Here is a 12,464-nt window from a genome sequence, read left to right as displayed (position 1 = left end):
GCTATGACCATCCGATGACTGCCCGCTTCGTCCGCCTGCGTATCGCGGGATTCAAGAGCTTCGCCGACCCGGTCTCGGTCGATATCCTGCCCGGCCTGACCGGGATCGTCGGCCCGAACGGCTGCGGCAAGTCCAATGTCGTCGAGGCGCTGCGCTGGGCGATGGGCGAGAGTTCCGCCCGGTCGCTGCGCGGCGGCGAGATGGATGACCTGATCTTCGCCGGGACGGCCGCGCGGGCGGCGCGCAACCTGGCCGAAGTGACGCTGACGCTGGAAGGCACGACGGGCATCGCGCCGCCGCCGCTGCACGACCAGGACGAATTGCAGATCAGCCGCCGGGCCGAGCGCAGCGCCGGCAGCGATTACCGCGTCAACAGCAAGCCGATCCGCGCGCGCGACGTGCAGACCCTGTTCGCCGACCTGGCGTCCGGCGCGCGGTCGTCGGCCATGGTCAGCCAGGGGCGGGTTTCGGCGCTGGTCAATGCGCGGCCAGAGGAGCGGCGTTCGATCCTGGAGGAGGCGGCCGGCATTACCGGCCTGCATGCCCGCCGGCACGAGGCCGAGCTGAAGCTGCGGGCCACGGAAGCCAACCTGGCGCGCGCCGAGGATCTGCGCGTGCAACTGGAAGGGCATCTGGACAATCTGCGCGGCCAGTCGCAGCAGGCCAGGCGCTATCGCGAATTATCGTCGGGCCTGCGCGAGGCCGAGATCAGCCTGCTGGCCCTGCTGCATGCCCGGGCGCGCCTGGCGGTGGAACGCGCGGGTCAGGCCGCGCGCCAGGCGCGGCAGGCCCTGGGCGACGCCGAGGAAGCCGCCGAAAACGCGGTCATGGTCGAATTCGAGGCCAATCGCGACCTGCCGGCGCTGCGCGGCCGGGCGGATGAGAGCCGCACCGTGCTGGAACGCCAGAAAATCCTGGCCGAGAACATCGCCCAGGAAGAACAGCGCGCGGCCGACGCGGCGCGCGCCGCCGCGACGCGGCTGCAGGACGGCGAGAGCGATCATCGCGCCGCCTCGGCCCGCGCGGCTGACGCCGGCGAAACCGTCGCCCGGCTGGAGAAGGAGCATGCGGCGCTGGAGGCGCGCCTGACGGCGCTGCCCGAAGAGATCGGGCGCGCCGACACCGCGCTGGCCGCTGCGACAGGGGAGGTGCGCGCATGCGAGCAGGCGCTGGAACAGGCGACGGCCGCCGCCACCACGGCACAGGCCCGCGCCGCCCAGGTGGCCGAGACCCATCGGGAGGCGGAGACCCGTCACGCGCGCCTGGCTGCGCAAAGCACGCAATTGGCGGCAGAACTGGCGGCGTTGCGTGCCGGCCTGCCGGACCAGGCGGCGCTGGACGCCCAGGCCGCCGAACTGGCCGCGGCGACCGAGGCACTGGCCCGGGCACGGGCGGCCCAGGATGCGGCGGGCCAGGAGCATGCCGATGCGACCCTGGCCGCGAACCTGGCGCGCGACCAGGCGGCCGAGGCCCGGCGCCGGCATGAGGATTTGCGCCGTGTCCTGACGCAGGCCGACCAGCGCGCCCGCGCGCTGCGCGACGAGCAGGACGCGTTGCTGCGGCGCGAGGCGGAGGCTCGATCCCGACTGGTGGACCGGGATCGACGGGATGCGTTGCGGGGCGGGCTGGCGGATGCGCAGGCCGCGCTGGATGCCGCGCGCGCGGCGCTGGAGCAGGCGGAGCTGGAGCGCCAGGCCGCGTCGGCCGCGCAGATGGAGGCACGTGCGCGCCTGCAGGAAGCGGCCACCCGCCGCACTGCCCTGCAGAATGCCTTGCGCGCCGCCGAATCCGCCCAGTCGCGCGCCCAGGCGCGCCGCCAGGCCCTGGATGGCGAACTGGCGCAGGCACGGGATGCCGCGATCGATCCGGAGCGGCTGGCCCAGGCCCGCGCCGCGCGCGAGACCGGCGAGCGGGACCTGGCCGAGGCTGGCCAGGTCCTGTCGGCCGCCGAGACGGCGTTGAGCGCCGCCCAGGCCGACCGGGATGCCGCTGCGCAGCACCTGGCGACGATGACGGCGGACCTGTCGCGCCTGGATGCCCAGGCCGAGGGGCTGGCCCAGGCCCTGTCGACCGGACAAGGGGAGTCGCCCTTCCGCCCCGTCGTGGATGACATAAGCGTGCCGGAAGGGCTGGAATCCGCGCTGGCCGCCGCCTTGGCCGAAGGGCTGGACGCGTCACTGGAGGCGGATGCGCCGTGCCGGTGGCACGACCTGTCGCCGCCTGCCCTGCTTCAACCTGCCCTGGCCCTGCCTGCCTTGGCCCTGCCTGCCTTGGCCCAACCCGCCCCAGCCCTGCCGGGCGACGGGACGATCGCCTTGTCCGACCTGGTGACCGCGCCGCCGGCGCTGGCCCGTGCGCTGGCGGCGATCGGGCTGCTGGCCGACGGGGCGGATGGCGCGGGGTTGCAGGCCGCGCTGCACCCCGGGCAGAGCCTGGTGAACCGGGAAGGCGGCCTGTGGCGCTGGGACGGCTATCGCATGGCGGCCGGCCAGCCCAGCCGCGCGGCCATGCTGATGCAGCAGCGCAACCGGCTGCGCGAGGCCGAGGCGGCCCGCGCGGCGAAGCGCGCGGAACTGCCGGCGGCGGAAGCCGCCCTGGCCGTTTCGGACGCCGCGCGGGCCGAGGCAGGCGCGGCGCTGGCCCGGGCCCGCGCCCGGAATGCGCAGGTCGAGACCATGCTGCGCGAGGTGCGGGCGGAGGAAGCCGAGATCAGCCGGCTGGACGCGACCGCGCGGGCACGGCTGGATACCGTGCTGCCCCAGCATGAGCAGGCGGCGCTGGCCCTGGCCGAGGCCGAAGCGCAACTGGCCGCGGCCCGGACCGCGCTGGAGGCTTTGCCCGACGCCGCCAGCCTGGCCGGAGTGCATGAGGCGGCGCGCCGGCGCGAGCAGGACGCCCAGGCGGCCGAGGCGGTCGCCCGCGAAGCCCGGCGCAATGCCGAGACCGCGCTGGAGCAGGCCCGCCGTGCCGACAGCGAGACGACGGCGCGGCATGGCGAGGCCGAGACGCGGCTGGCGACCATCGCGCCCGAATTGCAGCGGATCGCCCGTGAGGCCGAAGCCGCCGAGGCCGCGCGCGCCGAGGCGGACGCGGCGCTGGCCGCACTGCCGCCGGTCACGGTGGCGCAGGACGCGCAGGAGGCGGCCGAACGGCGCGCGCGGCAGGCGGCCCAGGCGCAGGAGGACGCGCGCGGCGCCCGCCAGGCGGCCGAGAGCGCGCTGGAGCAGGCGCAGGACGCCCATGCGCGGCAGCGCGCGTCGGTGCTGGAGATCCGCAGCACGCTGGACGCGCAGGCGCCGCGCCTGACGGCGCTGGAGCAGGAACGCGACGAGGCGGAAACCCAACTGACGCGGGTGTCGGCCGAGCGCGATGCCCTGCCCGACCTGGACGCGATCGCCGCCGCGCTGGCGGCGGCGCGCGAGGGCGTCGCGGCCGCCCGCGCAGCCGAGGATACGGCCCGGCAGCATCGATCCGCCCTGCTGGCCGAGATGCAGGCCGCGCAGGGACGCAAGGCCGGGCTGCAGGATGGGCTGGCCGAATGGACGGCGCGGCGCGATGCCGCCATCGCCGAACTGGCGCAGAGCACGGCGCGCCTGGAGGCGACCCGCGCCGAACATGCGCGCCTGGCGGCGCTGCCCGACGAAGTGACGCGTACGCGCGCGACGTCGCGCGAGGCGCTGGCGCAAGCCGAGGCCGGGCATGCCGATGCCGCCGGCGCCCTGGCGGCGGCGGAACGCGCGCTGGCCGACGCCCAGGTGAGACGCCGGGATGCCGAAGCGGCCCTGGCGGGGGCGCGCGAGGCCCTGCTGCGTGCCGAAGGACGCCATGAGCAGGCCGAGGCGATCCTGGCGCAATTGCTGGCCGATACGCCGGAACCGCCCGGTATCGTGCCGCCCGACCTGACCGAGGCCGCCGAGACGAGCCTGCGCCGCAAGATCGCGCGCCTGACGCGCGAGCGCGAGGAGATGGGGCCGGTCAATTTGCGTGCCGAACTGGAGGCCGACGAGGCGGAAACCCGCATTACCACCATCCGCAACGAGAAGGACGAGCTGGAGTCCGCGATCGCGAGGCTGCGCGGTTCGATCGGCGCGCTGAACCGGGAGGGGCGCGAGCGGCTGCTGGCGGTCTTTACCGAGGTGGACCAGCATTTCCAGTCGCTGTTCGCGCGCATGTTCAATGGCGGGCGGGCGCATCTGGGCATGGTCGGCAATGACGACCCGCTGCAGGCGGGGCTGGAGATCTATGCCCAGCCGCCGGGCAAGAAGCTGGCGACGCTGTCGCTGCTGTCGGGCGGCGAGCAGGCGCTGACGGCCCTGTCGCTGATCTTTGCGGTGTTTCGCTGCAATCCGGCGCCGATCTGCGTGCTGGACGAAGTCGACGCGCCGCTGGACGATGCCAATGTCGGGCGGTTCTGTGCCCTGCTGTCCGACATGGCGGCCGAGGCGGGAACGCGTTTCCTGGTGGTGACGCATCATCAACTGACCATGGCGCACATGGACCGGCTGTATGGCGTGACCATGCAGGAGCGCGGGGTCAGCCGGGTGCTGTCGGTCAATCTGGACCATGCCGCCACCATGGCGGGACAGTCGCGCGCCGACCTGGACATGTAGGCGGAACGTTCGGGAAAGCGGATCGTTCGGGAGAAGAGCGTTCGGGCGCCCCGGCCGCTTCAGCGCGGCGCGGCCGGGGACCGTCGGGTCAGGCGGGCAGCATCGAGCCGGTTTCGATGAAGCGCTGGTGCCAGGAGAGGGATTCGTCCAGCAGGTGCGGCGACTGCCGGCCATAGGAGCCTTCACGCGCGCGGCGGAAATAGTCCAGCAGCATCGGCCGGTAGTCCGGGTGGGCGCAGTTGCGGATGATGGTCTCGGCGCGTTGCCTGGGGGAAAGGCCGCGCAGGTCGGCCAGCCCCTGTTCGGTGACCAGGATCTGGGAGTCCTGGGTGATGTGGTCGACATGCGACGCCATCGGCACGATGGCCGAGATCCGGCCGTGCTTGGCGGTCGATGGCGTCATGAAGACCGACAGGTAGCTGTTGCGCGCGAAATCGCCCGAGCCGCCGATTCCGTTCTGGATGTGCGAGCCCATGATCTGGGTCGAATTGACGTTGCCGTAGATGTCGGATTCGATGAGTCCGTTCATCGCGATGCATCCCAGGCGGCGGACCAGTTCGGGATGGTTGCTGATTTCCTGCTGGCGCAGGATGATCTTCGTGCGGAATTCGCGCATCCGGGCATTCAGGGCCTCGGCGGCCCCGGGGCTGAGGGAGAAGGCGGTGGCCGAGGCGACGCGCATCTTGCCGGATTCCAGCATGCCCAGCATGCCGTCCTGAATGACCTCGGTAAACGCCGTCAGGTTTTCGAAGGGGCCGTCATCCAGCCCGGCCATCACCGCGTTGGCCACGTTGCCCACCCCCGATTGCAGGGGCAGCAGGGAGGGCGGCAGGCGGCCGCGCGCGACCTCGTGCCGGAAGAATTCCATCAGGTGGCCGGCGATCGCCCGCGCGGCGTCGTCGGGCGGGGCGAAGGGGGCGTTGCGGTCGGGCGCGAAGGTTTCGACCACGGCCACGACTTTCGCCGGGTCGACGCGCAGGGTCGTCTGCCCGATCCGGTCGTCGGGCCGCACCAGAGGGATCGGCTGGCGTTCGGGCGGCAGGGCGGTGCCGTACCAGATGTCGTGCATGCCTTCGAGCGCCGCGTCCTGCCAGCTATTGACCTCGATGATCACCTGGCGGGCCGTGTCCAGCCAGGTCTTGTTGTTGCCGACCGAGGAAGACGGGACGATCGTGCCGTCCTCGCGGATCGCGACGGCCTCGATCACCGCGACGTCCATCCGGCCGAAAAAACCCTGCCAGGTCATGGGCGCCACGTGGCTGAGATGCATGTCCAGATAGTCGACCGCGCCCGCGTTGATCAGGCCGCGCAGGACGGGGTCGGAATTATAGGGCATGCGGAAGGCGATGCCGTCGGCCCGGGCCAGGGCACCATCCAGTTCGGGCCCGGTGGATGCGCCGGTGAGCAGGCGGATGCGGAAGGGGTTTTCCCCCGCTTTTTCAATTCCCGTCCTTTCAACTCCGGTCCTTTCGGCTTCGGTCCATTCGGCTCCGGTCTTTTTCTCGGCCTCGATGATCGCGGCCAGCGCCTGCGGCACGGCCTTGGGATATCCCGAGCCGGTAAAGCCGCTCATGCCCACCATGGCACCGGGGCGGATGAAGGAGGCCGCCTGTTCGGCCGACGTCACCTTGGCCCGAAAGGCCGCGCTACGGATCCGGCTATGATCGATCATGGACGCGTTTCCCCCAGTCTTTCTGCAGTACTTTCTGCCGCAGTTCTTTCTGCTGCTGTCTTCCTGCCGTTCGGCATGGCGGCCGGGTCCGCACCCGGTCCGACGCGCCATCTGTTCTTTTTCACGGCGGAGCCGTCACAACAAAAGACTGTTATGAGTCGGCGATGTTTTTAAAGGAAAAACATGACGGCCCGGGCGGCATGCCGGCGGTCCGGCGGTCCGATCCCCCGTCCGGACGCCATGCGCGCGGGTGGGTCCGCGTGGCGGATCCGGAATCCGGATTTTTATATTATCAGATATTTACGAATGTTTTTAAATATCACCCATCCGGCCGCCATGCGGCCCGTGCACGTGTTCGCCGCATGTCCGGCCCTTGGGCCCGGTCACGTTTCCATATCCGGATCCGGTGCCGCGCGATGCCGCCGCGCGGCGGAAATGGCAGGATGTGAAAGACAGATATCCGGATTCCGAAATATTCATGGACAGGGACGGAGGGTCTCTGGAAGAGGGTCAAGGGGCGCGAAGAACGATCGGGGCATGGCGAAATGCGGAATGTGCCCCATATTCATGAACAATCATCCGGCCCTCTTTTCCCGCTGCCCCCCCTGATCCTGCTGCCACCTGACGGACATGCCCCCGAACCAGCCCGCACCATCGTCCAGCCACGCCGAAAGGGCGGTTCCATCCGCCGGGCCGGCGCATGATCCCTCGGCGCATGATCCGCTGGCCATCGCCGCCGGCCGGCTGGCGCTTGAGCGGCTGATCGCCGGGCGGCCGATTCGGGTCGTGGGGGATGTGCATGGCGACCTGCGGGCGTTCGAGCATGCGGCGGCGACGGACCATTTCGTCATCCAACTGGGTGACCTGGTGGATCATGGCCCGGACAGCGCTGGCGTCTTCCGCGTGATGCAGCGTCTGCTGGACGAACGGCGGGGGCTGTTCATCCTGGGCAATCACGACCGCAAGCTGGCGCGCGCCCTGGCGGGGCACAAGATGCGCCATGACGAGCCCCTGACCCAGACGCTGCGGCAATTGCGCGCGCCGGAAAACGCCGACGTGCGCGGCCGGGCGCTGGACGACATCGCGCATGCGCCGGCCTGGGTCGTGCTGGGACGGCGGATCTTCGTCCATGGCGGGTTCCATACCCGGATGCTGAGCGAGGCGCCGCCGCCCGCGCTGGGCGCCGTGACGCCGGTGATGTCGCGCGCCCTGTTCGGCGAGACCACCGGACGCATGCAGAAGGACGGCTATCCCGAGCGGCGGCTGAACTGGGTGGACCATATCCCGGCCGGCTATACCGTCTATTGCGGACATGACAGGCGTTCGACCGATGGGCGCCCGTGGGTGCGCGCCGGCCGCGCGGGCGGCACGTCGGTCTTCGTCGATACGGGGGCCGGAAAAGGCGGGCACCTGGCGTGGATCGATTTGCCCGCGGAGACATGAATGCCTGTATAACGGCATGATCGACAGACAGGAGCATGTTTACGTGAACGACAGGACCGCCGGCGCCACGACCCTGCCGACCGAGGATGCCGACCAGCAGGCCAGGCAGAGCCTGCTGGCCCTGCGTCAGAGCATCGACAATATCGACGCCGCGCTGATCTACATGCTGGCCGAGCGGTTTCGCCATACCAAGGCGGTGGGCGAACTGAAGGCACGGCACAACATGCCCCCCGCCGACCCGGCCCGCGAGGCCGACCAGGTACGCCGGCTGCGCGACCTGGCGGGCGCGGCGCGGCTGGACCCGGATTTCGCCGAGAAGTTCCTGGCCTTCATCATCAAGGAAGTCATCCGCCATCACGAGGCCATCGCGCGCCAATCAGGTAACGGGGCAGGTACGAACGGGCAGGCATGAACGGAGCAGGCTGATGCAGGGCGATGGCCATGATGATCAGGATGACGATCTGGCGCGCACGCTGGTGCTGATGCGCCATGCGGAAGCCGCCCGCGACGAGCATGGCGCGAAGGGGGACCTGGCCCGCCCGCTGACCCCGGCCGGGCGCCGGGACGCCCATGTGCGGGGAACACAACTGCGCGATATCGGTTTCGTGCCCGATCTGATCCTGGTCAGCCCGGCGGTGCGCTCGGCCGAGACCTATGACGCGCTGGGGCCGCTTTCGGCCGGCCCTGCGCCCCTGCGGCGGACGGAGGCCGGGCTGTATGAGAACGGCCCGGACGGCATTCTGGAGGTGCTGCGCCTGGCCCCGGAAAAAGCAAGGAACATCATCGTCGTAGGCCATAATCCCGACCTGTATCAACTGGTTCTGGACCTGGCGGGCAAGTCGGTCGACGATCCGGACAAGGCCGTTCTTGCCCGCGGTTTTCCAACCCTGGCGACGGTGTTCTTCGGCGTGCGCGGCCCCTGGCACAAGCTGAAGCGCAAGAGGGTCAGCCTGACCCGGGTGCTATGCGATTGACGGCGTGAAGCCCCCCGCGGGGCGGAGTTGCCACAAGGATCGTTTCGTCTTTATCTCGGCGCACGCCTGCCGCACCGAGGCCGGTACGATCCCGGGAAAACCCGGGTGAACGGCCGCCCGGGTGATTGCATGATTGTCACGCAGAGGACAGCTTCCCGCAGGCTGAGGGACGAGACACCGCCGCACCGCACGGCGGCGGACGACCAGGAGGAGAGCTTGATGACCGAGTCAGGAAAAGTGGCCACCGTCTCGCTGGACGGAAAGACAGCGACGCTGCCCGTCCTTTCGGGAACGCTGGGGCCGGAGGTGCTGGACGTGCGCAGGATCGCCGCCGATCTGGGGGTGTTCACCTTCGATCCCGGCTATGGCGAGACCGCATCATGCGAAAGCCGGATCACCTTCATCGACGGCGGAAAGGGGGTTTTGCTGCATCGGGGCTATCCGATCTCGCAACTGGCGGAGCAGGCGACCTTCACCGAGGTGGCGTACCTGCTGCTGAACGGCGAATTGCCGAACCGTGTGCAGCATGACGCCTTTGTCGCGACCATCCAGACGCATACCCTATTGCACGAACAAATCCGCAATTTCTTCAACGGGTTCCGTCGCGACGCGCATCCGATGGCGATCCTGTGCGGGACGGTCGGCGCATTGTCGGCCTTCTACCATGAAGGCATCGACATCTCGAACGAGGCCAGCCGCACCCTGTCGGCCATGCGCCTGATCGCCAAGCTGCCGACGATCGCGGCCTGGGCGTACAAATATACGCAGGGCGAGGCGTTCGTGTATCCGCGCAACGACCTGACCTATGCCGAGAACTTCCTGTCGATGATGTTCGCGCATCCGTCGGAGCCGTACAAGGTCAATCCGGTACTGGCGCGCGCCATGGATCGCATTTTGATCCTGCATGCCGATCATGAGCAGAACGCCTCGACCTCGACCGTGCGGCTGGCCGGTTCGACCGGCGCCAACCCGTTTGCCTGCATCGCCGCCGGGATCGCCGCCCTGTGGGGCCCCGCCCATGGCGGGGCGAACGAGGCCGTGCTGAAGATGCTGGCCGAGATCGGCAGCAAGGAGAACATTCCCGACTTCATCGACAAGGTGAAGGACCGCAACAGCGGGGTGCGCCTGATGGGTTTCGGGCACCGGGTCTACAAGAATTTCGATCCGCGCGCGAAGATCATGCAGGCGACCTGCCATGAGGTGCTGGGCGAACTGGGGGTCAAGGACGATCCGTTGCTGGACCTGGCCATCGAACTGGAAAAGATCGCGATCCACGACGACTATTTCGTCAAGCGCAGCCTGTATCCGAATGTCGATTTCTATTCGGGCATCATCCTGAAGGCGATGGGCATTCCGACCAGCATGTTCACCGTGCTGTTCGCGGTGGCGCGTACCGTGGGCTGGATCAGCCAATGGAAGGAAATGATCGAGGAGCCGGCCCAGCGGATCGGCCGTCCGCGCCAGCTTTATACCGGCTCGGCGCAGCGCGATTTCGTGCCGTTCGACCAGCGCGGCTGACGGGACCGGGCGGCCTGTGGCCGCCCTGCCCTATACTGCCCTCTTCCCCGGCGCGGCTATGGCTGCGCCGCTCGGGACGCAGATCAATTACATTCGCACCCTTGGGTCGGGCCCTTGTCGCGGCGGATGATGTGGTGATCGATCCACTCGGAGACCAGACGCCGTGCCTCGTTCAGCGAGGCCTCGGGATGGTGGATGCGGTATAAGGTGGTGCAGGCGTGAAAGGCCGACACGTCGCCGGTCCCGATTTCGCGCAGTTCCTGGTACGCGGTCACGACCGCGCGTTCGCAATTCCGCACAATCCGGCCGGTCTCGACGCTCACAATGCCCATCCTTAATTTTGAGAACGATATTTGAGAATGATTTGCAACATGTGGGATATTACCGGCTGGCCGGACGGCAGGCAAGGAAAACCCCGCCGGCGCGCCAGCGCGGGATGCTGCGGCAATTGCCGCCGAACGATGGATTTTCGCATGCGTTCCCGCTAAAGCCACGGAATCTTACGCGCTATGCCCAGATGCGCTATGCCCAGACCGGAGTACCAGGCAGCATGAACGAATCGACAGGATACGGCACCGGCGTCTCGTCCGGTTCCACAGCGTGGGATCGCGACGCGGCGCTGACCACCGCGAAGCTGCTGCTGGAGATCAAGGCCGTGAATTTCCGGCCGGAGGAACCCTACACCCTGACCTCGGGCTGGAAGTCGCCCGTCTATATCGACTGCCGGCGCATCATCTTCTTCCCGCGCGCCAGAAAAAAGATCGTCGAGCTGGGGGTCGAGAAGATCGGCCGCCATGTCGGATATGAGAGCATCGACGCCGTGGTGGGGGGCGAGACCGCCGGCATTCCGTTCGCCGCGTGGATCGCCGACCGGATGATGGCGCCCATGGCCTATGTCCGCAAGAAGCCCAAGGGATTCGGCCGGAACGCGCAGATCGAGGGCGACGTGCCCGAGGGCATGCGCACGCTGCTGGTCGAGGACCTGACGACCGACGGATCGTCCAAGATCCGCTTCGCCCGCGCCCTGCGCGACGCCGGGGCCATTGTCGACCATACGTTCGTCGTCTTCTTCTATGGCGTGTTTCCGGGATCGCTGCGGACGCTGGCGGACATGAACATCTCGCTGCATGCGCTGTGCACCTGGTGGGACGTGCTGGAAGCCTGCGCCGGGCAGCCCTATTTCTCGGAAAAGGCGGCGGCCGAGGTCCGGCGCTTCCTGGAAGATCCGTGCGGCTGGTCGGCGCGCCATGGCGGGGTGGCCAGCGCCGAGGAAGCCCTGGCATTCAAGGGTGCGTCGCAGAGCCAGGGCTGACGATCGCCCATGCCGCCCGCCGCCGCACCGCGGATCCTGGCATTCGATTCCGGCATCGGCGGGTTCGGCATCGTCCGCGCCCTGCGGACGCGGCTGCCCGGCGTGCCGGTCGATTACCTGGCCGACACGGCGGTCTATCCCTATGGCGAGCAGCCCGACCAGGCCTTGGTCCGGCGGATCGTGGCGCTGGTCGGCCGGGCGATCGCGCACATGTCGCCGGACGTGGTGGTCATAGCCTGCAATACGGCCAGCACCCTGGCCCTGGGAGCGTTGCGCGCGCAGTATGCGACGCCCTTCGTCGGGTGCGTGCCCCCCATAAAATGGGCGGGCGAGCTGAGCCGGACGCGGACCATCGGCCTGCTGGCGACGCGGGCGACGGTCGGACGTCCCTATGTCAGTGAATTGCAGCGGCGCTATGCCCCGGACTGCACGCTGCTGGCCCATGGCGCGCGCGGCCTGGCCGACCTGGCCGAGCGGGCGTTCCGGGGGCATGCGATTCCGCAGGAGGCCATCCGGCGCGAACTGGACGGGCTGTTCGGCCAGCCGGGCGGAGGCGCGATCGATGTCGTGGGGATCGGCTGCACCCATTACACGTTCCTGATGGAGCAGCTCCGCGCGGCCTCCCCTCGGGGGACGACCTGGCTCGACCCCGCCGATGCCGTGGCGCGGCAGGCCGCGGCCGTTCTGGAGGGCCTGCCGCACGGGACGCGGGACGCGGCCGGCGGCATCCAGGCCAGGCCCGAGACCGCCTATTTTACCGCCATGCCCGAGGAATGCGCACGTCTGACCGCCGCCATCGCGCCGTTGGGCTATGCCCCGCCTGCCCTGTTCGCGATGCAAGCGGCGCACTCGGCAGAGTGACCTGCCGCAGCGACCTGCGCGGCCGACGAATGGAACCGGACGATATGGCCATGCGATGGTACCGCCGTGCGGGG

Annotated in this window: 9 protein-coding genes; 7 read left to right on the top strand and 2 right to left on the bottom strand. The window is 69.3% G+C overall.

Going from position 1 to position 12,464, the window contains the following annotated elements; all coding sequences use genetic code 11:
- Positions 1–14 precede the first annotated feature (14 nt).
- Positions 15–4,610, top strand: coding sequence for an AAA family ATPase (locus tag AAC691_RS02340; protein ID WP_342628814.1), 4,596 nt, complete (start codon positions 15–17; stop codon positions 4,608–4,610).
- A gap of 88 nt (positions 4,611–4,698) precedes the next feature.
- Here the strand turns inward: AAC691_RS02340 and AAC691_RS02335 are convergent, their stop codons facing one another.
- Complete coding sequence (locus tag AAC691_RS02335; RefSeq protein ID WP_342628813.1) at positions 4,699–6,282, bottom strand: acetyl-CoA hydrolase/transferase family protein; 1,584 nt, start codon at positions 6,280–6,282, stop codon at positions 4,699–4,701.
- Positions 6,283–6,912: 630 nt separating this feature from the next.
- Between AAC691_RS02335 and AAC691_RS02330 the strand changes: the two genes are divergently transcribed.
- The 4 genes from AAC691_RS02330 to gltA all read left to right on the top strand — a co-directional run bounded on the left by AAC691_RS02330 (position 6,913) and on the right by gltA (position 10,217).
- A complete protein-coding gene (locus tag AAC691_RS02330; protein ID WP_176639079.1) occupies positions 6,913–7,725 on the top strand; it encodes a metallophosphoesterase in 813 nt (270 codons plus the stop codon).
- A gap of 73 nt (positions 7,726–7,798) precedes the next feature.
- Positions 7,799–8,137, top strand: coding sequence for a chorismate mutase (locus tag AAC691_RS02325; RefSeq protein ID WP_323993689.1), 339 nt, complete (start codon positions 7,799–7,801; stop codon positions 8,135–8,137).
- A gap of 13 nt (positions 8,138–8,150) precedes the next feature.
- The gene (locus AAC691_RS02320) at positions 8,151–8,699 is read left to right on the top strand and encodes a histidine phosphatase family protein (RefSeq protein ID WP_342628812.1); all 549 of its coding nucleotides are present in this window, start codon (positions 8,151–8,153) and stop codon (positions 8,697–8,699) included.
- Between the two features lie 219 nt (positions 8,700–8,918).
- Entirely contained in the window at positions 8,919–10,217 is a 1,299-nt protein-coding gene (gltA, locus tag AAC691_RS02315) for a citrate synthase (protein ID WP_342628811.1), read from the top strand.
- A gap of 83 nt (positions 10,218–10,300) precedes the next feature.
- Here gltA and AAC691_RS02310 read toward each other — a convergent pair whose 3' ends face one another.
- Positions 10,301–10,549: a hypothetical protein gene (locus tag AAC691_RS02310; RefSeq protein ID WP_218064195.1), complete on the bottom strand. Its 249-nt coding sequence runs from the start codon at positions 10,547–10,549 to the stop codon at positions 10,301–10,303.
- A 218-nt stretch (positions 10,550–10,767) separates the two neighbouring features.
- On the opposite strand from AAC691_RS02310, the gene AAC691_RS02305 reads away from it, so the two are divergent.
- Both AAC691_RS02305 and AAC691_RS02300 read left to right on the top strand, forming a co-directional pair.
- Positions 10,768–11,529, top strand: coding sequence for an orotate phosphoribosyltransferase (locus AAC691_RS02305; protein WP_323991031.1), 762 nt, complete (start codon positions 10,768–10,770; stop codon positions 11,527–11,529).
- 9 nt (positions 11,530–11,538) lie between these two features.
- A complete protein-coding gene (locus AAC691_RS02300) occupies positions 11,539–12,390 on the top strand; it encodes an aspartate/glutamate racemase family protein (RefSeq protein WP_342628810.1) in 852 nt (283 codons plus the stop codon).
- The last annotated feature ends 74 nt before the right edge of the window (positions 12,391–12,464 follow it).

Origin of the sequence: Nguyenibacter vanlangensis (genome assembly GCF_038719015.1) — a bacterium.
GTDB lineage: Bacteria > Pseudomonadota > Alphaproteobacteria > Acetobacterales > Acetobacteraceae > Gluconacetobacter > Gluconacetobacter vanlangensis.
The sequence above is the reverse complement of the archived record's forward strand: the minus strand, read 5'-3'. Positions and strand labels throughout refer to the sequence as shown.